Source organism: Acinetobacter sp. YH12086 (genome assembly GCF_013419345.1).
Classification (GTDB): domain Bacteria; phylum Pseudomonadota; class Gammaproteobacteria; order Pseudomonadales; family Moraxellaceae; genus Acinetobacter; species Acinetobacter amyesii.
Genome location: NZ_VPAF01000003.1, coordinates 97,479 through 120,148, shown reverse-complemented (window position 1 = coordinate 120,148; position 22,670 = coordinate 97,479). Strand labels below are relative to the sequence as shown.

Below are 22,670 nucleotides of genomic sequence, written 5' to 3'. Positions count from 1 at the left end.
TTCAATTTTGCTGACCTTTTAAGTCAGCTTTTCTCATTTTGAGGAGTCATCATGTCGCAGCGATCCCGAGTGCTGCCAGGATTTGGTCTTTCTCTAGGCTTTACCCTAGCGTATTTATCCTTAATTGTGCTCATTCCCCTTTCGGCCGTATTTATTAAATCTTTAGGTATCGGTTGGGACGGACTATGGGAGATTTTAAGCTCAGAACGTATTTTAAAATCGTTACAACTGAGTTTTAGTGCCGCCATTATTGCTGCGTTAGTCAATGTGGTTTTTGGTTTGCTCTTAGCATGGTGTTTGGTTCGTTATACCTTCCCGGGTAAACGTATTATCGATGCATTGGTTGATTTACCTTTTGCATTGCCAACTGCCGTTGCTGGTATTGCACTGACTTCGTTATATGCACCGACTGGTTGGATCGGTCAGTACCTTGAACCCATTGGCATTAAAGTCGCATATACCCCAATCGGGATTACCTTGGCTCTCATCTTTATTGGTATTCCTTTTGTGGTTCGTACCGTACAGCCTGTACTGAGCGACCTAGAAACTGAACTTGAAGAAGCAGCTTCTGCACTGGGCGCAAACCGCTTTCAGATCGTGACCAAAGTGATCTTACCTATTCTATTTCCTGCGCTGTTAACAGGTTTTGCTCTGGCATTTGCTCGTGGTGTGGGTGAATATGGATCGGTGATTTTTATCGCAGGTAACCAACCCTTCAAAACTGAAATTGCGCCATTGATGATCATCTCTCGTCTTGAGGAATATGATTATGCAGGCGCGACCACGATTGCAGTCGTGATGCTGGTGATTTCTTTTGCCATTTTATTCTTAATTAACTTGGTTCAAGCATGGGCAAGTCGCCGTACAGGGAGAACTGCACGATGAATACGAACAGTAATGCGCTTGCGGAAAAATTACAGTCGCGTGATGCAACGCGTGAACCGACATGGGTTCGTTATACCCTGATCATCATTGCTTTAATTTTCTTCTTAAGCTGCCTGATTCTGCCATTGGTTTTGGTTTTCGTTGAAGCCTTTAAACAAGGTGTTGGCGTTTACTTCCAAGCACTGGTTCATCCAGATACATTATCAGCAGTAAAACTTACGTTACTGACAGCTGTGATTGCCGTACCGTTGAACGTCGTCTTTGGTGTAGCTGCGGCATGGTCTGTTGCCAAGTTTAATTTCCGTGGTAAATCTATTTTAACCACGATTATTGATATGCCATTTTCAGTCTCTCCAGTTATTGCTGGCTTAATGTTGGTATTGATTTTTGGTACTCAAGGTTGGTTAGGCGGCTGGCTGATGGATAACGACATCAAAATTTTATATGCCGTTCCAGCCATTGTCCTTGCCACTGTGTTTATTACCGTTCCTTTTGTGGCACGTGAGTTGATTCCATTAATGGAAGCTCAAGGGACTGAGGAAGAAGAAGCAGCTATCGTATTGGGTGCTTCAGGCTGGCAGACTTTCTGGAAAGTGACACTTCCAAATATCAAATGGGGCTTAATCTACGGCGTGATTCTATGTAATGCACGTGCAATGGGTGAGTTTGGTGCTGTTTCTGTAGTTTCAGGTCACATTCGTGGCGAAACCAACACCTTACCGCTACACGTAGAAATCCTTTATAACGAATATACCTTTAGTGCTGCTTTTGCTGTGTCTTCACTATTAGCGCTCTTGGCGATTGTGACCCTGATTTTAAAAACATGGGTTGAACTACGTCAGGAACGACAAGACAAGCGTAAAGAAGATTCACAAGTTTCTTAAGGAATGACCTCATGAGTATTCAAGTAAAAAATATTGAAAAACACTTTGGTGCATTCCATGCACTTAAAAATATCTCTTTAGATTTCCCTGATGGCCAGCTCGTTGCGCTGCTTGGCCCATCAGGCTGTGGTAAAACTACTCTGCTCCGTATCATTGCAGGACTTGAATCTGCTGATGGCGGTCAAGTGATTTTAGAAGGTGAAGATGCCACTAAAGTTCATGTCCGTGAACGTGAAGTTGGTTTTGTATTCCAACATTATGCACTATTCCGCCATATGACCGTATTTGACAACATTGCTTTTGGTTTACGCGTACGCCCACGTGCAACGCGTCCAAATGAAGCTGAAATCAAAAAACGGGTTACTCGTTTACTTGATCTTGTTCAACTTGGTTTCTTGGCTGACCGTTACCCTGCACAACTTTCAGGTGGTCAACGCCAACGTATTGCCTTAGCACGTGCATTAGCGGTTGAGCCGCGTGTGTTATTACTGGATGAACCTTTTGGTGCATTGGATGCCAAAGTTCGTAAAGAATTACGCCGCTGGTTACGTACCTTGCATGACGAACTCCACATCACCTCTATTTTCGTGACCCATGACCAAGAAGAAGCGCTTGAAGTGGCCGATCAAATCATTGTGATGAATAAAGGCAACGTAGAACAGATAGGCTCGCCACGTGAAGTTTATGAAAAACCTGCAACACCGTTTGTATTTGACTTTTTAGGTCAAGCCAACCGTTTTGAAGGTCAAAATAGCAATGGCCTTTTTCAAATTGGTGAAGACCGAATTTTGTTGCCACAAAATGCCAATGCACCGCAAGGCAATGTCATTGCCTTTGCTCGTCCGGATGAACTGCGTATTCATGCACAGCCGCAAGAAAATGCCATCCAAGCGACTTTTGTACGTGAGCTTTGGATTGCAGGTAAAGTCATTGCTGAACTGCATGACCGCCAAGGCAATCTGATCGAAATTTCATTAACGGCTGATGAAGCGAAAGCGCATCAATTCCGCCCAAATCAAACGGTATGGTTAAGTGCAACGAACTTGCATTTATTTGAAAACCAAGTTGCATAAAACAAAAAGTTGGGGCCTTCACAAGCCCCACTTGCTTTTAAGGTAAAATAAAATTATGAATTTCCAACAATTAAGAATTATTCGAGAAACCGTACGTCAGAATTTTAATTTAACAGAAGCATCTGCTGCACTTTACACCTCGCAGTCTGGCGTGAGTAAACACATCAAAGATTTAGAAGATGAACTTGGTGTACAGCTGTTTATTCGTAAAGGTAAACGTCTACTCGGTTTAACCGAACCAGGCCAGTCATTATTGGGTATCGTTGAACGCATGCTCGTGGATGCTGACAATATTAAACGTCTGGCAGATGACTTTAACAAAGTAGATGAAGGGACATTGACGATTGCGACCACACATACGCAAGCACGTTATGTCTTGCCGCCGATTGTGAACCAATTTAAAAAAGAATTTCCAAAAGTTCATCTAATTTTGCAACAAGCAAGCCCTATTGAAATTACAGAAATGCTCCTTCAAGGTGAAGCGGATATCGGGATCGCAACCGAATCATTAACCAATGAAGATAACCTGGCAAGCGTGCCTTACTACAACTGGCAACACAGCATCATTACGCCTAAAGAGCACCCACTGACCCAAAAATCAAATATCACCATTGAAGATTTATCGAACTATCCAATTATTACCTATCACGGTGGTTTTACAGGTCGTTCAAAAATTGATAAAGCCTTTGAAGATTCAGGCTTTGATGTTGATATCGTGATGTCCGCACTTGATGCAGACGTTATTAAAACCTATGTTGAACTTAATATGGGAGTGGGTATTGTCAACGATGTGGCATATGACCCAGAACGAGATTACCGTTTAAAACAAATTCCTACCGATATTTTTGGTGTTAATACCACTTGGATTGCTGTTCGCAAAGGACATTTACTACGCGGTTATGGCTATGAGTTTATTTCTTTATGTTCACCAGATGCCGACATCAAAGCGTTGAAAAAAGTCGCTTACCCAGAAGACTGATAGGCCAATTAACGAATTAAAGAGGACACCTGCTGTCCTCTTTTTTTGGTAAACACATATTTTATCTAGGTTTTCTTGGCTTTATTTTTAATTGTGATTAAAATACATCCAACACAATAAAAATTAAAACCTCATTACTTCCGACCCATAAGCCAGTACTTTATGAAAAATCAATTCGTCGCAGTGGCAGTGGGTATCGTCTGCCCCATACAAATCATGTATGCAGCAGGGATAGAAAACTCGGATCAATCGATCTCGGCCTTTCTTGAACCCGGAAATTATACTGAAGCCAGTTTCGCTTATGTTGATGCTCAAATTGACGGGAAAGTGCAGAACCAAGCTTCAATTAGTGAACTAGGCGTAACTGATTTTTCTACAGGGAATCTCGCCCATCAACAATTTTCTGGGAAATTGGCACTCAAAATTCAAGCACATGAAAATATTTCTGCGGGAGTAATTTATGAGCAACCTTTTCATACTGATATCAGTTATCAATATAGTCCTCGCTTACCAGATAGCTCAAATATCGATATTGAAAGCGCCGATATTAACTTTAGAACGCATAACCTAACTGGGCTGGTAGGCTATCAACCCAATAAAAATTGGAATATTTATAGCGGTTTAAGCCTACAAACATTTAAGGGTGATTTAAAAATTTCTGGGCAACAATATGCTGCTCTCAATGGCTACCATGCCGATTTTAAACAAGATGAAGCGCTCGGTTGGCTGCTCGGATTCAGTTATCAAATCCCTGAATATGCTATTAAAACTAGCCTAACCTATCGTTCAAAAATCAAACATGAAAATAAGGCCTCTGAATCAACTTTATATTCAAATGGTCCTTTTCAATTAGTACCAGACACCCATACCTCTATTCAAACGCCACAAAGCGTCAATTTTGAATTTCAAACAGCCATTAGCCCACACAATGTTGTTTATGGCACAGTTCGGTGGATTAATTGGAAAGATTTCAACATTCAGCCACCGCAGTTTAATGCCGTGCTTCAGTACGCAGCACTCGATCCACAATACCATGATTTAGCTGATATCCAATTGGTGGAATATCAGAAAGATCAATGGTCAGGAAAGTTAGGGATTGCACATCAATTGAATCCGAGTTGGCTCGCTGCTGCAGAGTTTATTTGGGACAACGGGACAGGAAATGCGGCGTCTACCTTAAACCCAAGTGATGGCTATCGAGGTTTAGGTTTAGGTATGATGCATAAATTTAACCCGAACAATTTTCTAGCGACTGGCCTGTATTATATGAAACTCTCAAAACCATCGAATACTGAAACATCTCATATTTCAGGTCTTGCAAGTGTCTCAGACAATGATGCCATGATCTATGGTCTGAAATTTGGTCACAGATTTTAAACGCTTTCTAAAAACAAAAAAAACGAGCCGAAGCTCGTTTTTTTATTTCAGTAAGAACTTACCAATGGTAGCTCACACCTACTTTACCTACTGGAAGCCATTCGTATTTGTCATCTTGTTCGATGCTACGTTCATGGTCAGCAAGTAATTCGCGGTCAGCAGCAGTACCACCAACAGCCGTTAATTTTGCAGTTGGGTTACCAGTGTAATAAGCACCTACTTCACCGAATACGCCCCAGTTTTTATTCAATTTTGGTGCAAAACCAAGACCTAGGTATGGTGCGATATCGTTATCGTAAGATACTTTACCGTTTAGACGTTCGAAAGAAGTTTCTTTACCATCAATTTCGATTTCACCGCTTTTCGCTGTTGATTTCAAGCCATATTCAGTGTCGATATAACCTACACCCGCAGCAACATAAAGACCTTGAGCCCATGGATTAGCACTTGCACCCCAAGGACGTACTTCTGCATTTAAGTAACCAACTTTGTTATCCATATCCATGTCGTATTTTACGCCATCGACAGATAAGTCATCTGACCATGAAATATCACCACCGTTATAACCTAATGCAAGGCCGACGTATGGGTTCGCAGTCCAAAGTAACGCACCACCATAACCAGTCGTACCCACTTCTAGACGAGCGCCAGTTGGGATAAGTTGGTTTTGATCAAATGCATAGCCATCATGAACTACAGAGGTATCTGCCATTGCAGTACCTGCAGCAGTAAGTAGAGCAGCTACTGTTAATAAACGTAATGATTTCATGTGTTTCTCCTCAAAATAAACTGTTATTCAGATTTTACAGACTTGTTATATGGCACATGTTAAAAGGAAACACAGCTCAACATTTATGCAAATTTACTGATTTTTTGTTAACTTTTGATACATTTAGATTTTAATATTGATTAATAAAGAGTTTTTGTTTCATTTTTTTAAATATAATAATGATGTTAAGGAACAATTCTGTATATTTTGTGTATTTTTTATACAAACCTTATGAAAATGCTAAATTCATCACTCTTAATTTCTTGGTTTTAGTGCTTGCTTAATAATTAATTCCGATCCTAGACCGATTTACCATCTATTTTTAACTCGATTTAGTGTAAAATCTTGGAAAATTTTTTTCTGGATGGAAGAACATGTCTCAGCTTTCAACAATCATTGAACAAGCGTTTGAAGACCGTGCTAATTTCACTGCAGCTGACTGTCCTGCTGAAGTACGTGCAGCAGTAGAAGAAGTGATCGCTGGCCTAGATAACGGTACATTGCGTGTTGCTGAAAAAATTGATGGTGAATGGATTGTTCATCAATGGGTGAAAAAAGCCGTTTTGCTTTCATTCAAATTGAACGACAACAAACCAATGGAAGCTTGTGACTTACGCTTCTATGACAAAGTTGACACTAAGTTCTCTGACTGGACTGAAGAACAATTTAAAGCTGCTGGTGTACGTGTAGTACCACCTGCTGTAGCACGTAAAGGTTCTTTCCAAGCAAAAAATGTTGTATTGATGCCTTCATATGTCAATATTGGTGCATATGTTGACGAAGGTACAATGGTTGATACATGGGCAACCGTTGGTTCATGTGCTCAAATTGGTAAAAATGTTCACTTATCTGGTGGCGTTGGTATTGGTGGCGTTCTTGAACCACTTCAAGCGAATCCAACAATCATTGAAGACAACTGCTTTATTGGCGCTCGTTCTGAAATCGTTGAAGGTGTGATCGTAGAAGAAGGTTCTGTGATTTCAATGGGCGTATTTATTGGTCAATCGACTAAGATTTATGACCGTGAAACTGGCGAAATCCATTACGGTCGTGTTCCTGCTGGCTCTGTTGTGGTTTCTGGTAGCCTGCCGTCTAAATGCGGCAAATACAGCCTATATGCTGCAGTAATCGTGAAAAAAGTTGACGCGAAAACTCGTGCGAAAACAAGCTTGAACGAATTATTACGCGAAGACTAAGTTTTATTTCAGCGGAGCATTCGTGTTCCGTGGAGCTTCTATCGCTCCTCGTCTCTACGGTTAGCAATAATCGTAGAGATTTTTTGTTTTTTTATATCTGGTTAATTTTGTTATGAGTACCCTTCGATCTTCCGCTATTCCTGTTTCTGATCCGTCTGCGGGTTTACGTATTACGGAGATTTTTTATTCATTGCAAGGTGAAGCCAATACCGCAGGTTTGCCTACGGTCTTTATCCGCTTAACGGGCTGTCCGTTACGTTGCACTTATTGTGATACAACCTATTCGTTTGAAGGCGGTGAACGCCAATCATTAGAAGAAATTATTCAAACCACTTTAGATTTTAAAACCCCTTATATTTGCGTGACGGGTGGTGAGCCGCTTGCTCAACCGAATGCCCTTCCCCTCATGACTCGTCTGGCCGATTTAGGCTGCGAAGTGTCTTTAGAAACCAGTGGTGCTTTAGATGTGTCTAAAGTTGACCCGCGTGTTTCAAAAGTTATGGATTTAAAAACCCCGACATCGGGTGAAGTTGCACGAAATTTGCTTAGCAACTTCGACCATTTAACGCCACATGATCAGATCAAATTTGTGATTTGTAATCGTGAAGACTATGAATGGTCAAAACAGCAAGTTGATCGCTATAAGCTAAACGAAAAAGTCAGCACCATTTGGTTCTCTCCGGCCTTTGCCGTTGAAAAAGGTGCTGTTCGTTTGCCTCAGCTTGCACGTGATTTAGCACAATGGATTTTAGAAGACCATCTCCCTGTTCGCTTCCAATTGCAATTACATAAATTGCTTTGGAACGATGAAACTGGTCGTTAAGTTTTAAAGAATTATTTGGAGTAATGCATATGCGCCCTCGTGCCATAGTTTTATTGTCTGGCGGCTTAGACTCAACCACTTGTTTAGCTTGGGCTCAAGCGCGTTATGAATGTATCGCCTTGAGTTTTATGTATGGTCAACGTTCTACGACAGAACTAGATGCTGCTCGTGACTTAACTAAGCAGGCTGGTGTAGAACATCGTGTTATTAATATCGATTTAGGTAACTTAGGTGGCTCTGCATTAACTGACCATAGCATTGAAGTTCCTGATCATGAACAAGCCGGTATTCCTGTAACTTATGTACCAGCGCGTAACACGATTTTCTTGTCATATGCTTTAGCTGCGGCGGAAGTTTTTGGTGCAGAAGCGATTGTCATTGGGATCAATGCAGTTGATTACTCAGGCTATCCAGACTGCCGTCCAGAGTTTATCGAAGCATTTGCCAACATGGCTCGCCTTGCAACGAAGGTTGGCGTTGAAGGAAAACCACTTAAATTTGAAACACCTCTGTTACATTTATCCAAAGCAAATATCATTCGCTTAGGTATAGAACATGGCGTAGACTACAGTCAAACGGTGTCTTGCTATCAAGCAGATGACCAAGGTCGTGCTTGCGGTAAATGCGATAGCTGCCGTCTTCGTAAACAAGGTTTCGTTGACGCAGGTGTTGAAGATCCGACACGTTACATACCGAAATAACAAGGTAGGGTTTATGAAAAATTTAAAATCAAACATTATTCTTTCTGCTGCTTTCTCTGCAGCTGCATTGTTTGCTTCAGTTGCACACGCTGACAACGACAAGCTTCAACAAGCATATAAGAGCACTAACGTAAAATCTTCGTTAATTAATGTTTGTAAAGAAGAAACTGGCAAAGGTAAAAAACTAACTGCCGCTGAAGTTAGCAAATACTGTACTTGTGCTGTTGAAGCAGATGGTCGTTTAACCAATGCTCAAAAATGGGAAATCCAAAGCACAATCAACCAGAAGAAAAGCCCTGCAACACTCGCTTTTGTTCAAAAACAAAATAAAGACCTTCAAGCATGTTTCGGTCCTCAGTTAACAGGTAAATTAAAAACTTTAACTGAAGAAGCAATGAAATCTGCTCAAGCGAAAAAATAATTTTTCGTCTCAAAAAAGCCTGCAATTGCAGGCTTTTTTATTGCTTTAAGTTCAAAGTAAATTCTGTATGATGGTCATATTTCACATACTTTGTTTAAGCCCGTTTAGGGATAAGACATGAAAAAGGAAATCTTCATGACTGAAATTAGCTTACCAAATCAAACCTTCCCAACCACCTCAGGTGAAGTCAACCTTGCAGAACTCAACAATGACTGGCTGATCGTCTACTTCTATCCTAAAGATTCAACACCGGGTTGTACGACGCAAGCCATTGGGTTTTCATGCTTAAAAGATCAGTTTGATGCGCTTAATACCCCAATCTACGGCATTTCTCGTGACTCGGTTAAAGCCCATCAAAACTTCACTGAAAAGCAAAATCTAAGCATTGATTTAATCAGTGATAAAGAAGAAGTGCTATGTCAGCATTTTGACGTGATTAAAGAAAAAAATATGTATGGCAAAAAGGTCATGGGCATCGAACGCTCAACCTTTATTTTCCATCATGGCAAGCTGGTGAAAGAATATCGTAAAGTCAAAGCCGCAGGCCATGCAGAACAAGTCCTAGAAGATTTAAAAGCATTACAAGCAGCATAAAAGTAATGATTTGAGCCTGCTCCTTTAGGAATGGGCTCAAACTTAATAAGAAGCTTCTAACTAGAGCAATAATGAGGCTGCAATTCCCCACATCACAACGCCAATAATAAAATCTAAAACTTTCCATGCCTTTGCACTTTGGAAGAGCGGTAATAAATAGCGCGCACCAAATCCGAGGACAAAGAAAAATACCCATGAGGCTGTGATTGCCCCAGTCGCAAAATAGACTGCGGTCGAGTCAAACTTCGTGGAAATAGATCCAATCAGCACAACCGTATCGAGATACACATGTGGATTCAACCACGTTAAAGCCAAGCAGATCAGTACCAGTTTCAATAATTTGGTTTCATTCTTTTCACTGGGCGCTAAACTGCTCGAAGTTTTAAAGGCTTGCAGAAAATGTTGTGCTCCATAAACTGCTAAAAAGGTTGCGCCCAAATATTTCGCAACACTCACAATTTCCGGATGACTTTCAACCAATTGGGAGAATCCGAGCACTCCCAGTAAGATGAGTATCGAATCAGAAGTAGCACAAATAGCGCAAAGCCAAAAGACATACTGCTTTTTTAACCCCTGCTTGAGAATAAACGCATTTTGCGCACCAATCGCGATAATTAGGCTAAATCCAACTGCCAGCCCTTGTATATAACTGTGCAACATTTTTAACTACACTTTCAAAGCTTTAAATGAATGTTGCTATTATCCAAGCTTATTGCTAAAAATAAGTATTTCTAAATAAATATCAATATAACTAAGTTTTTCTTAGTTTATAAAATTTCTAATGCTCATAGGTGACTCATGTTACAAAGCAAACATAGTGAAGCTTTTCTTGCAGTTGCTGAAACAGGAAGCTTTGAACAAGCGGCACTGCGTTTAAACATTACGGCATCTGCGGTCACGCTCAGACTGCAAACCTTAGAAAAGAAATTAGGTCATGTACTCATTGTGCGTGAACGGCCCTGCCGCCCAACACTCGCAGGCCAATCTTTATTGCATTATTTACAACACAGCAAATTATTAGAACATAATTTTCTGCAAAATCTAACAGGACAAACGGCGAATGCTTTCTATCAAGTCAATATTGCAACCAATGCTGACTCACTTGCGACATGGTTGCTTCCGCTACTCAAAGATCTCTTAATTGAAGAAAAAATCGTTATTCATTTTCAGGTCGATGATCAGTCACAAACACATCATTTATTAGAAGCAGGACTGGTCAATGCCTGTGTCACAACAGAATCGGAAGCCATGAAAGGCTGCGTTGCAGAATATCTGGGAGAAATGCATTATCGCTTTGTAGCAACCCCTGATTTTATCCAAAGATGGTTCGGTAAAGGCGTGACGCGAAATGCGTTAAGGGCTGCGCCTGCACTGATTTTTAATGAGAAGGATGACCTGCATACGCAATCGATTCAGAAAAATTTCGGGCTCAATCCTTCACAATATCCGCATCATTTCATTCCCTCTTCAACTGCATTTTTTGATGCCATTACGATGGGCTTGGGCTATGGATGGTTACCCGACTATCAAAGCAAAGACTTATTAGCAGCGGGAAAATTGATAGAGCTTTCAACAGAACTCAGTATTGATTTAGCCTTGTATTGGCATCATTGGAACCAACAATCAATTCAATTACAGAAAATAACTGCTTTTATGCTACAACACGCCAAAGATCATATGTGTTGAAGCCAGCAAAATAGGGTTATTCAATCCGCCATTGGCCTTTGAGTTGTATTAATACTTGCTCCCCTACACCACCAAGTGCTTTACGCATACCAAAATCACTACGTTTAATGGTTGCTAAAGATTGAACATCCAACACTTTTGGATTTTGTGGACTAGGGACAAGTGTGGTATCAAAGATCACAGGTTTAGTGATACCACGAATGGTGAGATCCCCTCGAATCATATACTTGGCATAAGCGACTGGTTCGATTTGTTTACTGAAAAACTTCACGTGCTTAAATTCAGCAGCATCAAAATATTCGCTCCCCAAGATTAATCCTTTCAAGCTTGGGTTACTAAAACTGATGCTATCCACATCTAACACTAAATGCGCTGAACCTTTATGCGGAACTTCAGGATCAAACTTAAGATTCGACTGAACCTTATTAAAGCGTCCTTCAACAATAGATAAGCCCACAGATTTAATGCCAAATGTGACCTGACTATTAGGCGTTAGCGTCCATTCAGCAGCATGTAGGGGCAATACGCAGCATAAAGCGAAGGCTCCCATATATTTTGCTAACGTTCCGTGACGCAAATTCATGTTTTTCTCCTGAATAAAACACAGCCTAAAATCACTACAATGTTTATTTTTTTACTCCATTGTGGTGCTAGAAATTTAGCGTTTTTTATAGCAGATTTGTTTTATCCTGAGTCATAAATTTGTGTTGAAGTTGTTTATAAATGTCTGTCTGTTGAAATTTTTGCAAAAAATCAATGGTACCTTGAGGAAAGGCATCTCTTTCAATTTCACCACGAAAATACGCTTCACGTACTGGTGTCGCAGAAATCGCCCCTTCTAGACTATCCAGCTCAACCATTTTCCACTCGGGGAAGAATCTTAAATAATAAGAAGAATCATCTTTAAAATGCCCGATCAAACCGACTTTTGCATTCGTTTCAACTACATCATCTACCAAAGATTTGACTAACTTTTGCCATTTTTCATCGTTATATACATCAATCACATGCACAAACTTGATTCGCTTCTGATCTTGCTCTGAAAAATTCGACAAGATCATCTGCTCACGTTCTACAGCCAAAAATGGATTTTTGATATTACGTTCATTTTGCGCCGAACCAAGCGCCAGAAGCACATATTGACTTTGTTGCAAGGCAATTTTAATGGTTTGCAGATGTGCTAAATGGAACGGCTGAAAACGCCCAATGAAAACCAAATAATCAAATGTATATTTCATATCAAATCAAACTTTTTATGAACTGAGCAGTTGTGCCACAGGCTGAAATATGCGACATAATGTCGAGCATAAAATCAAAACGAAACTTTTACGCAAGGATAGTACGATGACACTGAGCTGTATTCAACAACCCCATGAACATTTGAATGCGAATTTGGACAATGGCGTACTGACCTTAGCCATTAACCGACCTCAGGCGAAGAACGCGCTGTATACAGAATTATATCTGTGGATTGCAAAAGCATTAGATGAAGCTGATCAAGATACTTCAGTGCGTGTAGTAGTACTCCGTGGTCAAGATGCAGACTTCAGTGCGGGCAATGACATGCAAGATTTTATGAAATCTGCTGCTCAAAAAGGGCAAGCTCCAGCTTCTGAAGGCGCACCGTTCATTTTATTAAAATCTGCTGCTCAATTTTCTAAGCCGCTGATTGCTGCGGTTCGCGGTGTTGCCATTGGGATTGGTGTTACGATTCTGCTTCATTGCGATCTTGTCTACAGCGACAATACTGCCCTATTCCAAATTCCGTTTGTGAGCCTTGGTCTATCGCCTGAAGGTGCATCGAGCAAGCTATTGGTTCAACAAGCCGGCTACCATAAAGCGGCGGAATTACTGTTAACTGCTCAGAAGTTTGATAGTGCGACAGCGCTTTCAGCAAATTTGGTCAATAGCATTGAAGAAGATGCTTATGCGACAGCTGCGAAAAAAGCAGCACAGTTATCTGCACTTCCACTAGCATCTTTGGTTCAATCAAAAGCATTAATGAAACATAATGTAGATGAAATCGTGGCATGGATTGACCATGAAGCTGAAATTTTCATGGATCGAGTAGGCTCTCCAGAAATGATGGAAGCTGTTGCCGCCTTTATGCAAAAACGCAAACCTGACTTCTCTCAGTTCAATTAATGTTTTAATGGAACTAAAAAACCACTCATATTTGGGTGGTTTTTTTCATCTCAGCCCCAATCTATTTTCTAAATTAAAAAACTGGATGTTTCCACATGACTGCAGTATCACAAACTGAAACTAAACCTGAAAAGAAACGCTACTACGAGCCTGCGCCTGAAGGCATCGATATCGAGAATTTTAAAAAAGTTGTACAAAGCCGTCGTTCTGTACGTAAGTTTACCGACAAGGCCATTCCAAACGACGTTTTAGATGAATGCTTAGACCTCGCCTTGCTTGCACCCAATTCATCGAATTTACAACCGTGGACATTCTATGTCGTTCAGAACCCTGCAAAGAAAAAACAATTGGTGAAAGCTTGCTTAGGGCAATTGGCAGCGAAAACCGCTGCGGAATTGATCGTCTGTGTCGCGCGTACCGACCGTGTAGATGAAATGGCAAAACGGAATATTTCGGAATTTCCATTTCCTGAAGCACCTGCAGCGGTGCAGAAGTATTACAAGTTTATTCCTTATAACTATAAAACAGGTTACTTAAACGCACTAGGTAACTTTAAGAAAGTAGCTTTCAAAGTTGCACGTACACTGGATAAACAATTGCCTGTAACAGCTTTTAATGAAGCAGATGCCAAACTTTGGGCGAGCAAAACCACAGCATTGGCTTGTGAAAACTTAGTTTTGGCTTTACGTGCCTATGGTTTTGACAGTTGTATGATGGAAGGTTTTGATGAACCTTTGGTGAAGAAGATTTTAGGATTAAATGCCCAGCAATACCCAGTGATGGTGATTGGTGCAGGTGAACGTGCTAAAGATGGTGTGTTCTTCCCGCAGTATCGTTTTGATCGTGAGCTGTTTATTCAGAAAATATAATTTGCTTTCAAAAGAATAGTCACAACCACAATTAGCTACGTGACTTTAGTTTATAACGCGTAGGTATTACGTTACTTTGAAGGATCAAAGTAACCAAAATCCCTTGTTAGACAGAAGATTCATCCTTGAATCTCTGTCTAACGGGTGACATCCATGTCACCCTTCGTGTATCTACTTTTTTCTATAACTTAAAAATTTAAAAGCATCATTAAAATTGAATATCCACCATTTGAATAAACTCAAATGCCGGCTCTTCATAAGGATGACTTGCTTTTAAAGCCCTCGCTACCGCACTTGCCTTTTCTTCAGGCACGATGGTTTCCACTCGCCATTCAGGGATAGACTCTAGCTGCTCCAACTCACCAATAAATGGATTTGCACCTTTTACAGGTTTAAATTGCCCCTTCCCTAAAAATTGCCAAGCACAGTGTTCATAGTTTCCTATACCACCTGCTCCTGCTTCAAATACGGCCAGTTTAGTCGACTCTAGGTGAGACTCAGGTACATAATAAATCAGTTTTAACATTGGTTATTCCAGACGCTATTGTGCAGTTACATAATTTAAAGCACTGTAAATCATTTTCAATGCAACATTATTCGATGCATTCGGATAGGTTGCATATAAACCTAGTTTCGGTAATTCCACATCTGTTTGAATGACTTTGACCGAATCATTTAAAAACTTCAGTAAATACTCGGGCACAAAACTCAGGCCCATGCCCATATTAATCAAATTTAAATGCTGCATGACATTTGTTACCCACAGCATATGATCATGTTGATGCTGATCAAAAGGAATCAAGGCATTTAAGGTATCGTAAAACACAGGAGAAGCATTTTGCTCACACATAATAATGGTGTGATTTTTTAATTCTTGAAGTTTTAAGATTCGATCTGATGGATGCAGATGCGCTGCACCGACTAGATAGATCTGCTCACTTAAAACCTGAATATTGGTAAAGTCGTCATGACTTAAGTGATAACGAGTAAAGCTAATATCCAATTCAGTATTTTTTAGTTTTTGAATCTGCTCTGTACACGTCAAGCTATGTAAATGAATTTTCAAATCAGGGATATATTGTTTTAATTGCGCCAAAATACTCGGCATAATTTTCAATTCTGCAACATTTAAAAAGCCAATATGTATTTGATTATTTTTGGCTTGCGCCACGTGGCGAGCTGCTGCTATAGCTTGTTTGGCATTTTCTAGTGCTTGCTCTGCATATTTCAGAAAAGCCTGCCCCTCATCGGTCAGTAAGACTTTTCGGGCAGAACGTTCAAATAATTGCACCCCAACCTCCTGCTCTAAGTCTTTAATTTGCTGACTGAGCGATGGTTGTGCTGTAAATAGTTTTTCCGCTGCCTTAGTGAAACTCTGTTCTTTCGCCACCGTCACAAAATAACGTAAATGTCGTAATTCCATTCGCTTCACTCCACACACTCACTACATCACCCGTGTCATGCAGTCAAAATACCAATAGATCTATAGTTTATATGAATATCCATTCTACTCGGAAAATCATTTGCCTAGACTGCGGACTATTCCAAGTTTGCGCTTCACATACACATAGAGTTTTGTATGACACAGCAATACGATACCGATGTTCTGATTATTGGCACAGGGCCTGCAGGTTCTACTTTAGGTTTGGCCTTGGCAAATTACGGTATTCAGGTTCAGCTTTTTACCCAATTTAATTGGTTAGCCAATAGTCCGCGTGCCCATATTACCAACCAACGTGCGATGGAAGTGTTACGTGACTTAGGTATCGAAGAACAAGTTCTCGACATTGCCACACCTTGGGAACAAATGGGTGAAAGCCTCATTACCACCAGTCTTGTCGGTGAAGAAATTGCCCGCATGAGTGCTTGGGGAACGGGTGATGAACGTCATGGCGATTATATTAAAGGCAGTCCTTGTCCATTGGTCGATCTCATTCAGCCGAAAATGGAAGCTTTATTAGTAAAAAATGCGGCTGAACGTGGTGCGATTTATAATTTTAATACTGAATATTTATCACATATACAAGATGAACATGGCGTAACAGCAACATTCCTTAATCGCATTACCCAAACTGAATTTAGCTTACGTGCCAAATATTTGGTCGGTATGGATGGGGCAAAATCCAGAGTCCTTGAACAGCTTGATTTACCCCTTGAAGGGGTAATGTCTCGTGCAGGTACAGTCTATGTAACCTTTAAAGCTGATCTTTCCAAATACGTGCAACACCGCCCTGCTATTTTGCAATGGATTGTTAACCCTGAAGCCAGCTTTGGTGATCTGGGTATGGGCTTACTCCGTGCCATTACACCTTGGAATGAATGGATTATGGGTTGGGGCTTTGATATTTCCAAGGGCGAACCACAAGTCACCGAAGAACAAGTTCGTGCGCGTCTAAATGCCTTTGTCGGTGCTGAAGTTGAAAATGTCGAGATTCAAAAACTGTCTTATTGGTATGTGAACCAAACATGGGCAACTGAATACTCGAAAGGTCGTGTATTCTGCGGCGGTGATGCGGTACATCGTCATCCACCATCAAGTGGCTTAGGTTCAAATACCTGTATGCAAGATGCTTTTAACCTCGGTTGGAAATTGGCATATGCCATTAAAGGTTGGGCTGCTCCTACTCTACTTGATTCTTATACATTAGAGCGTGCGCCTGTTGGCAAGCAAATCGTGGCGCGTGCCAATCAATCTCGCTTTGACTATAAGCATCTCAAAGAGGTATTTGGTTTTGACCAAGGCATCACAACTCAAGCTCAAATGATGCAACGTATTTTTGCGAAAGATGAACAAGCTGCAGAAATTCGTCAAAAGCTATATCAAGCCTTAGAAATTAAAAACTTTGAATTTAATGCCCAAGGTGTAGAGTTGAATCAGCGCTATACATCCAATGCCATAATTGCTGAATCTGAGCCCGAGATCTTTGCCAAAGATCAACAGCTTTACTTGCAAGCAACCACGCGTCCAGGGGCTAAAGTTCCACATACTTGGATTATTGATGCCAAAGGCGATAAGCAATCAACTTTAGATATTACAGGGCATGGTCGTTTCACCCTACTGACAGGTCTTTCAGGCAAAGGTTGGAAATCTGCTGCTGAATCGTTGAATCTACCTTATTTAGATGTGATTCAAATTGGTTCCCGTGAATACCGTGATGTGTACGGTACGTGGAATGCTAAATCTGAAATTCATGAATCAGGCACTGTCTTAGTTCGTCCAGATGGTTATGTGGCTTGGCGATACCAAGACAGTACCAATACTGCTTTTGATTTTGAAAATACGTTGAAGGCGGTGTTAAAACAGATTCAATTGGCTGTTTAATCAAAAAAACCACCTTCGGGTGGTTTTATTAATTCAATATTTTAGGATTTTTCTTTCCAACAATGTTGTTTTTTTTCTACACCTATTTCAGCTTTATCTAACAACAATACTAAATTTTGTGTTCGATTATTTGAACTTTTTGGCACAAAACTATTTTGACTATATCCATTTTTATAAACGCAAATCGACCAACTATATTTTGCTGGAAATATATGAATAAATTGCAAACTTTTCTCTGCAGAAAATGTAGCAATTCCGTCCTGTGTTTTTTTTAATGTAGATTCAGTAAAAGACTTGCCTTGCCATGTTGTAAGATTTAAAAATACTTCTGCATCGTCCAACTTTTCATTTTGATCATTGATAACAGTTATATTAATTTTCGGATGCTTCGTTTTTAAAATAGGAAAGCACCCACTTAACAATGTTGACGGAAACATAAAGCCTAAAAGTAAAAATATTTTTATATCTTTTAATAATACAAATTGTTTAAAGCTCATTATTAATTTTTGCAGTTTTTTAATTATGCATTAGTTTACATAAAAAACCGCCTCACGGCGGTTTCAATTGTTCAAATATTACATCTGCAACGCATAACCCAAAAATAAAAACACCAACTGCAAACACACGACTGCACCAAAAAGCTTCCAACCCTTTTTACGCAGCGCAGACTTATCCACTGCCGAATATTCTACTATTTTAATCATGTCATCACCTCATCATGAGTGTTGATACTGAACTCGTTTACTTATCCATCTTTCTTTTATCTTGCTAGTCTTTAATCTTGCATAGTTATTGTGCATAAATTACACACTAGCATGTTTCCACAAATATAAAAGCAAAATCTAAACCAAGTTCAGTGGGAGAAATAAAAATTTAAAACCAACAAAAAACCACCCGCAGGTGGTTAAAAATCGAAAGCGATTATATGTGTAAAAATAAGCATTCACAATAATTAATATATCTTTTGGTAAATTTTAAACATAAAAAAAGCCACCCGAAGGCGGCTCTTTTCTATTATTCATCTATCTAAGATTAACCAATAAATTTACGTGCATTACGGAACATACGTAACCAAGCACCGTCTTGATCCCAATCTTCTGGTTTCCAAGAATGCTGAATCGCACGGAAGTTACGTTCAGGGTGCGGCATCATAATTGTTGCACGACCGTCTTTAGACGTTACACCAGAAATTGCTTCTGGCGAACCATTCGGGTTCATTGGGTAATGCTGCGTTGGGTTGCCTTGGCTGTCTACATAACGCAAGATCACTTGATCGCCAGCATTCAATGCTGCAATGTTTTCTGCGCTTGTAACCACACGACCTTCACCATGTGCTACAGCGATAGGAAGAATCGAACCTTCCATACCTTCTAACAGTACAGAATTTGATTTTTCAACGCGTACGTTTACAGCACGAGCTTCAAACATCTCTGAAGTATTGCGGTGGAAACGAGGCCAAGCTTCTGCACCTGGAATTAATGGTGCAAGCTGAGACAGCATTTGACAGCCGTTACAAATACCTAGGGAGAATGTTTCGTCACGGTTAAAGAATTTCTCAAATTGGTCACGAAGTTTAGGATTGAACAATACAGATTTAGCCCAACCGCCGCCTGCGCCCAATACGTCACCGTAAGAGAAACCGCCACATGCCACTAAGCCTTCAAAGTCATCAAGACTGATACGGCCAGCAAGCAAGTCACTCATGTGTACGTCTACAGTGTTGAAGCCGACTTTATCGAATGCAGCAGCCATTTCTACATGACCGTTTACACCCTGTTCACGCAGAATCACCATGTTTGGACGGCGTTCATTGATGTACGGTGCTTCGATAGGCTCGTTCAAATCAAATGTTGGTTTTGCAATTAAACCTGCATGTGATTTGTCAGCGATTAACGCATATTCTTGATCCGCAGTTTCTACGTTGTCACGTAGACGTTGGATTTGATGTGACACTTCAGTCCATGCTTGCTGTAATTCAGCACGGTCTAAGCTCAAACCATTTACAGTTAAAGTATCTGTATCATTTACAGTACCTACCACTGCAATTGCATCTTTAAGGCTAGACGCTGCAACTTCAGCTTCTAAGGCAGCCCAATCTGCTTTGCTGATTTGAAGCACTGCACCAATTTCTTCTGCAAACAAGCTTGCAGTAGATTGATCTTCAAGTGCTACACCTAGGCGTGAAGCGAACATCATTTCTGCAACAGTCGCCAATAGGCCGCCATCACCGATGTCATGGTAAGCCTTGATTAGATCACGGCTGTTCCAGTCTTGAACCAATGCAAAGAATGCTTTGAAGTCATCAAAACTGTCTACATCAGGTGTTACAGAACCAATTGCTTTATAAACCTGAGCAAGGATCGAACCGCCAAGGCGGAATTGACCTTTAGAAAGATCGATACGTACAAGTACAGACTCGATATTTTTAAGTTCAGGTGTTAATGTTTTGCGAACATCTGTTACAGGTGCAAATGCTGTGATCACGCCTGTCATAGGAGATGTTACAGATTTATCAACACCGTCATCATTCCAAGTTGTACGCATAGACAATGAGTCTTTACCTACAGGAATTGCGATACCTAAAGCAGGACACATTTCCATACCGATGGCTTTAACGCCTTCAAATAGCGCTTGGTCTTCACCCGGTTGACCTGCTGCAGCCATCCAGTTTGCAGACAATTTAATGTCACTGATCTGGTCGATTTTTGCAGACATGATGTTTGAAATTGATTCTGCTACAGATAAACGTGCAGAAGCAGCAGGATTCAACAACGCAACTGGTGGACGCTCACCCATTGCCATCGCTTCACCTGTATAACCAACAAGGCTAGTCGTTGTTACTGCAGCATCCGCTACAGGCACTTGCCACTTACCGACGAACTGATCACGTGCAACCATACCTGTAATCGAACGGTCACCAATGGTGATGAGGAACGATTTAGATGCAACAGTTGGATTCTTAAGAACGCGGTAAATCGCATCTTTCAAATCTGTTACTGTTTCAGCAGTGAAGTCATCGCCTTTACGTTCAATGGTTTCGTATGAACGGCTCATGCGTGGTGTACCACCAAGCATCACTTGCATTGGCATATCCACAGCTTTGTTTTCAAACAATGGATCTTCAACGGTTAAATGGCGCGCTTCAGTCGCTTCACCCAATACCGCAAACGGACAACGCTCACGTGCACATAGTGATTCAAAGAGTTCTAAAGATGATGGACGGATTGCCAATACATAGCGTTCTTGCGCTTCATTCGACCAGATTTCCATCGGAGACATGCCTTTTTCAAGCGATGGAATTTTACGCAGATCAAGTACCGCACCTAACTCGTGATCGTTCACAAGTTCAGGCATTGCATTTGAGATACCGCCCGCGCCTACGTCATGTACAGACACGATTGGGTTATGATCTTCCATGCGCCAGCAAGCATCAATCACTTCTTGGCAACGGCGTTCCATTTCTGGGTTTTCACGCTGTACAGATGCGAAGTCTAGGTTTTCACCCAACTTACCGCTGTCTACAGAAGACGCTGCACCGCCGCCTAAACCGATCAGCATGGCAGGACCGCCAAGTACGATTAAAAGATCGCCCGGTTGGATTGCATCTTTTTCTACATGGTCAGGACGGATGTTACCGTAACCGCCGGCAATCATAATTGGCTTATGGAAGCCTTTTACATCACCATTTACATTTTGTTCAAATGTACGGAAGTAACCATTTAACGCAGGACGACCAAATTCATTGTTAAACGCTGCACCACCCAATGGGCCTTCAATCATAATTTGAAGTGGAGATGCCATACGAGATGGTTTGCCGTAGTTTTCTTCCCAAGGCTGTTCAAAGCCTGGAATATTCAAGTTAGATACGGTAAAACCTGTTAAACCAGCTTTTGGCTTACCACCACGACCTGTTGCGCCTTCGTCACGGATTTCACCGCCCGAACCTGTTGCTGCACCAGCAAATGGTGCAATCGCTGTCGGATGGTTATGGGTTTCCACTTTCATAAGAATGTGAGCAGCTTGGCTCTTATACTTATAAACATGGTGACCTGTTTCAGCATCTTGCTTTGGATAGAAGCGTTGTGTGTCAAAACCCACAATTACAGAAGCGTTATCTTTATATGCCGACAATACATCTGTAGGTGATTCTTTATAGGTGTTTTTAATCATTTGGAACAATGACAATGGTTGAACTTCACCATCAATTGTCCATTCAGAACCGAAAATTTTGTGACGGCAATGCTCTGAGTTCGCTTGGGCAAACATCATCAATTCGATGTCATGCGGGTTGCGACCCATTTTTGTGAAAGCATCGGTTAAATAATCGATTTCTTCATCAGAAAGCGCAAAACCAAATTCAGAGTTAGCTTTCACCAACGCCTCTTTACCTTGACCCAAAATATCAATTGAGTTTAAAGGCTTTGGTTCAGTTTCAGAGAAAAGTGCCGCAGCATCTTCAATAGCATTGAAAACACTTTCGGTCATGCGGTCATGTAATGCTAGTTTTACTTCATCAGAAACAGCATTTACACCCTTCAAAGTAAACAAAACACCGCGTTCAAGGCGATGAACCGGTGTATTACAGTTGGCAAAAATGTCTGTTGCCTTAGACGACCACGGAGAGATGGTTCCAACACGTGGCGTCACTAAAATTTGGACTTCGTCACTTGCTGCTTGGTGCAATTCAAAAGATTGACCATCGTTGAGAAGCTGTAAAGCGGATTGCTGTTGTTGCTCGTTGAGCGCTTGGTCAAAAAGGTAAACCCATTGACTTTCAATTGATTGAACAGAACTAATTGACGTTAAACGTGATAATAGTTGAGTTTTCTTAAATGAAGAATGTGCAGGTGCACCGGCAACGATAAACATGCTGATTTTGGCTCCACGGGATGATCGAAAAGACCATGCCACAATGTGACTTGAGAGAGCGCATATTCTACTGTGTA

Annotated in this window: 23 protein-coding genes; 14 read left to right on the top strand and 9 right to left on the bottom strand. The window is 40.9% G+C overall.

Translation table 11 applies throughout. The annotated features are described in order from the left end of the window. The first annotated feature begins 51 nt into the window (after positions 1–51). The 5 genes from cysT to FTU29_RS05285 all read left to right on the top strand — a co-directional run bounded on the left by cysT (position 52) and on the right by FTU29_RS05285 (position 5,198). Positions 52–885 (top strand): sulfate ABC transporter permease subunit CysT, encoded by an 834-nt coding sequence (gene cysT / locus FTU29_RS05305; protein ID WP_180007627.1) that lies wholly within the window; start codon positions 52–54, stop codon positions 883–885. Next, positions 882–1,769 (top strand): sulfate ABC transporter permease subunit CysW, encoded by an 888-nt coding sequence (gene cysW, locus FTU29_RS05300; protein WP_078192018.1) that lies wholly within the window; start codon positions 882–884, stop codon positions 1,767–1,769. Before cysT ends, cysW begins: the two co-directional genes overlap by 4 nt. Before the next feature lie 11 nt (positions 1,770–1,780). Continuing rightward, the gene (locus FTU29_RS05295; protein ID WP_180073573.1) at positions 1,781–2,842 is read left to right on the top strand and encodes a sulfate/molybdate ABC transporter ATP-binding protein; all 1,062 of its coding nucleotides are present in this window, start codon (positions 1,781–1,783) and stop codon (positions 2,840–2,842) included. A gap of 55 nt (positions 2,843–2,897) precedes the next feature. Next, positions 2,898–3,821, top strand: coding sequence for a CysB family HTH-type transcriptional regulator (locus FTU29_RS05290; RefSeq protein WP_078192020.1), 924 nt, complete (start codon positions 2,898–2,900; stop codon positions 3,819–3,821). A gap of 162 nt (positions 3,822–3,983) precedes the next feature. Further along, entirely contained in the window at positions 3,984–5,198 is a 1,215-nt protein-coding gene (locus FTU29_RS05285; RefSeq protein ID WP_180120745.1) for an OmpP1/FadL family transporter, read from the top strand. Between the two features lie 58 nt (positions 5,199–5,256). Here FTU29_RS05285 and carO read toward each other — a convergent pair whose 3' ends face one another. Then, complete coding sequence (carO, locus tag FTU29_RS05280) at positions 5,257–5,967, bottom strand: ornithine uptake porin CarO (protein ID WP_078190346.1); 711 nt, start codon at positions 5,965–5,967, stop codon at positions 5,257–5,259. 374 nt (positions 5,968–6,341) lie between these two features. Here carO and dapD point away from each other — a divergent pair, with 374 nt between their 5' ends. The 5 genes from dapD to FTU29_RS05255 all read left to right on the top strand — a co-directional run bounded on the left by dapD (position 6,342) and on the right by FTU29_RS05255 (position 9,702). Then, entirely contained in the window at positions 6,342–7,163 is an 822-nt protein-coding gene (gene dapD / locus FTU29_RS05275; protein WP_078190347.1) for a 2,3,4,5-tetrahydropyridine-2,6-dicarboxylate N-succinyltransferase, read from the top strand. A gap of 112 nt (positions 7,164–7,275) precedes the next feature. Further along, on the top strand, positions 7,276–7,986 hold the full coding sequence (gene queE / locus FTU29_RS05270; RefSeq protein WP_180120744.1) for a 7-carboxy-7-deazaguanine synthase QueE: 711 nt from the start codon (positions 7,276–7,278) through the stop codon (positions 7,984–7,986). 29 nt (positions 7,987–8,015) lie between these two features. Then, a complete protein-coding gene (queC, locus tag FTU29_RS05265) occupies positions 8,016–8,687 on the top strand; it encodes a 7-cyano-7-deazaguanine synthase QueC (RefSeq protein WP_180120742.1) in 672 nt (223 codons plus the stop codon). Positions 8,688–8,700: 13 nt separating this feature from the next. Further along, entirely contained in the window at positions 8,701–9,108 is a 408-nt protein-coding gene (locus FTU29_RS05260; RefSeq protein WP_078190350.1) for a hypothetical protein, read from the top strand. Between the two features lie 135 nt (positions 9,109–9,243). Next, positions 9,244–9,702, top strand: a complete 459-nt coding sequence (locus FTU29_RS05255) for a peroxiredoxin (protein WP_111883962.1) — start codon at positions 9,244–9,246, stop codon at positions 9,700–9,702. A gap of 60 nt (positions 9,703–9,762) precedes the next feature. Here FTU29_RS05255 and FTU29_RS05250 read toward each other — a convergent pair whose 3' ends face one another. Next, entirely contained in the window at positions 9,763–10,362 is a 600-nt protein-coding gene (locus tag FTU29_RS05250) for a LysE/ArgO family amino acid transporter (protein WP_180120740.1), read from the bottom strand. A 138-nt stretch (positions 10,363–10,500) separates the two neighbouring features. Here FTU29_RS05250 and FTU29_RS05245 point away from each other — a divergent pair, with 138 nt between their 5' ends. Beyond that, positions 10,501–11,388, top strand: coding sequence for a LysR family transcriptional regulator ArgP (locus FTU29_RS05245; protein ID WP_180120738.1), 888 nt, complete (start codon positions 10,501–10,503; stop codon positions 11,386–11,388). Positions 11,389–11,404: 16 nt separating this feature from the next. Here the strand turns inward: FTU29_RS05245 and FTU29_RS05240 are convergent, their stop codons facing one another. Next, positions 11,405–11,971 carry a YceI family protein gene (locus FTU29_RS05240; RefSeq protein WP_180120736.1) on the bottom strand — a complete coding sequence of 189 codons (567 nt, stop codon included), beginning with the start codon at positions 11,969–11,971 and terminating at the stop codon, positions 11,405–11,407. 85 nt (positions 11,972–12,056) lie between these two features. Continuing rightward, a complete protein-coding gene (locus tag FTU29_RS05235; RefSeq protein WP_180120735.1) occupies positions 12,057–12,626 on the bottom strand; it encodes a nicotinate-nicotinamide nucleotide adenylyltransferase in 570 nt (189 codons plus the stop codon). A gap of 106 nt (positions 12,627–12,732) precedes the next feature. Between FTU29_RS05235 and FTU29_RS05230 the strand changes: the two genes are divergently transcribed. Together FTU29_RS05230 and FTU29_RS05225 are read left to right on the top strand one after the other, a co-directional pair. Continuing rightward, positions 12,733–13,533, top strand: a complete 801-nt coding sequence (locus FTU29_RS05230; RefSeq protein WP_078192396.1) for an enoyl-CoA hydratase-related protein — start codon at positions 12,733–12,735, stop codon at positions 13,531–13,533. 95 nt (positions 13,534–13,628) lie between these two features. Next, complete coding sequence (locus tag FTU29_RS05225) at positions 13,629–14,402, top strand: nitroreductase family protein (protein ID WP_180120733.1); 774 nt, start codon at positions 13,629–13,631, stop codon at positions 14,400–14,402. Between the two features lie 208 nt (positions 14,403–14,610). Here the strand turns inward: FTU29_RS05225 and FTU29_RS05220 are convergent, their stop codons facing one another. Then, on the bottom strand, positions 14,611–14,928 hold the full coding sequence (locus tag FTU29_RS05220) for an NGG1p interacting factor NIF3 (protein WP_180120731.1): 318 nt from the start codon (positions 14,926–14,928) through the stop codon (positions 14,611–14,613). Between the two features lie 15 nt (positions 14,929–14,943). After that, positions 14,944–15,825: a LysR family transcriptional regulator gene (locus FTU29_RS05215; protein WP_180120729.1), complete on the bottom strand. Its 882-nt coding sequence runs from the start codon at positions 15,823–15,825 to the stop codon at positions 14,944–14,946. A gap of 156 nt (positions 15,826–15,981) precedes the next feature. Between FTU29_RS05215 and FTU29_RS05210 the strand changes: the two genes are divergently transcribed. After that, complete coding sequence (locus tag FTU29_RS05210; protein ID WP_180120728.1) at positions 15,982–17,724, top strand: FAD-dependent monooxygenase; 1,743 nt, start codon at positions 15,982–15,984, stop codon at positions 17,722–17,724. Positions 17,725–17,765: 41 nt separating this feature from the next. Here FTU29_RS05210 and FTU29_RS05205 read toward each other — a convergent pair whose 3' ends face one another. The 3 genes from FTU29_RS05205 to purL form a co-directional block, all read right to left on the bottom strand. Continuing rightward, entirely contained in the window at positions 17,766–18,221 is a 456-nt protein-coding gene (locus tag FTU29_RS05205; protein ID WP_180023331.1) for a hypothetical protein, read from the bottom strand. A 78-nt stretch (positions 18,222–18,299) separates the two neighbouring features. Next, a complete protein-coding gene (locus tag FTU29_RS17395; protein WP_257220672.1) occupies positions 18,300–18,428 on the bottom strand; it encodes a KGW motif small protein in 129 nt (42 codons plus the stop codon). Positions 18,429–18,756: 328 nt separating this feature from the next. Next, complete coding sequence (gene purL / locus FTU29_RS05200; RefSeq protein ID WP_180120726.1) at positions 18,757–22,593, bottom strand: phosphoribosylformylglycinamidine synthase; 3,837 nt, start codon at positions 22,591–22,593, stop codon at positions 18,757–18,759. Positions 22,594–22,670: the final 77 nt, after the last annotated feature.

Bases quoted from the DNA above. Each gene is read 5' to 3' on its own strand.
- cysT (WP_180007627.1), top strand. From the start codon at position 52: ATGTCGCAGCGATCCCGAGTGCTGCCAGGATTTGGTCTTTCTCTAGGC.
- cysW (WP_078192018.1), top strand. From the start codon at position 882: ATGAATACGAACAGTAATGCGCTTGCGGAAAAATTACAGTCGCGTGAT.
- FTU29_RS05295 (WP_180073573.1), top strand. From the start codon at position 1,781: ATGAGTATTCAAGTAAAAAATATTGAAAAACACTTTGGTGCATTCCAT.
- FTU29_RS05290 (WP_078192020.1), top strand. From the start codon at position 2,898: ATGAATTTCCAACAATTAAGAATTATTCGAGAAACCGTACGTCAGAAT.
- FTU29_RS05285 (WP_180120745.1), top strand. From the start codon at position 3,984: ATGAAAAATCAATTCGTCGCAGTGGCAGTGGGTATCGTCTGCCCCATA.
- carO (WP_078190346.1), bottom strand. From the start codon at position 5,967: ATGAAATCATTACGTTTATTAACAGTAGCTGCTCTACTTACTGCTGCA.
- dapD (WP_078190347.1), top strand. From the start codon at position 6,342: ATGTCTCAGCTTTCAACAATCATTGAACAAGCGTTTGAAGACCGTGCT.
- queE (WP_180120744.1), top strand. From the start codon at position 7,276: ATGAGTACCCTTCGATCTTCCGCTATTCCTGTTTCTGATCCGTCTGCG.
- queC (WP_180120742.1), top strand. From the start codon at position 8,016: ATGCGCCCTCGTGCCATAGTTTTATTGTCTGGCGGCTTAGACTCAACC.
- FTU29_RS05260 (WP_078190350.1), top strand. From the start codon at position 8,701: ATGAAAAATTTAAAATCAAACATTATTCTTTCTGCTGCTTTCTCTGCA.
- FTU29_RS05255 (WP_111883962.1), top strand. From the start codon at position 9,244: ATGACTGAAATTAGCTTACCAAATCAAACCTTCCCAACCACCTCAGGT.
- FTU29_RS05250 (WP_180120740.1), bottom strand. From the start codon at position 10,362: ATGTTGCACAGTTATATACAAGGGCTGGCAGTTGGATTTAGCCTAATT.
- FTU29_RS05245 (WP_180120738.1), top strand. From the start codon at position 10,501: ATGTTACAAAGCAAACATAGTGAAGCTTTTCTTGCAGTTGCTGAAACA.
- FTU29_RS05240 (WP_180120736.1), bottom strand. From the start codon at position 11,971: ATGAATTTGCGTCACGGAACGTTAGCAAAATATATGGGAGCCTTCGCT.
- FTU29_RS05235 (WP_180120735.1), bottom strand. From the start codon at position 12,626: ATGAAATATACATTTGATTATTTGGTTTTCATTGGGCGTTTTCAGCCG.
- FTU29_RS05230 (WP_078192396.1), top strand. From the start codon at position 12,733: ATGACACTGAGCTGTATTCAACAACCCCATGAACATTTGAATGCGAAT.
- FTU29_RS05225 (WP_180120733.1), top strand. From the start codon at position 13,629: ATGACTGCAGTATCACAAACTGAAACTAAACCTGAAAAGAAACGCTAC.
- FTU29_RS05220 (WP_180120731.1), bottom strand. From the start codon at position 14,928: ATGTTAAAACTGATTTATTATGTACCTGAGTCTCACCTAGAGTCGACT.
- FTU29_RS05215 (WP_180120729.1), bottom strand. From the start codon at position 15,825: ATGGAATTACGACATTTACGTTATTTTGTGACGGTGGCGAAAGAACAG.
- FTU29_RS05210 (WP_180120728.1), top strand. From the start codon at position 15,982: ATGACACAGCAATACGATACCGATGTTCTGATTATTGGCACAGGGCCT.
- FTU29_RS05205 (WP_180023331.1), bottom strand. From the start codon at position 18,221: ATGAGCTTTAAACAATTTGTATTATTAAAAGATATAAAAATATTTTTA.
- FTU29_RS17395 (WP_257220672.1), bottom strand. From the start codon at position 18,428: ATGATTAAAATAGTAGAATATTCGGCAGTGGATAAGTCTGCGCTGCGT.
- purL (WP_180120726.1), bottom strand. From the start codon at position 22,593: ATGTTTATCGTTGCCGGTGCACCTGCACATTCTTCATTTAAGAAAACT.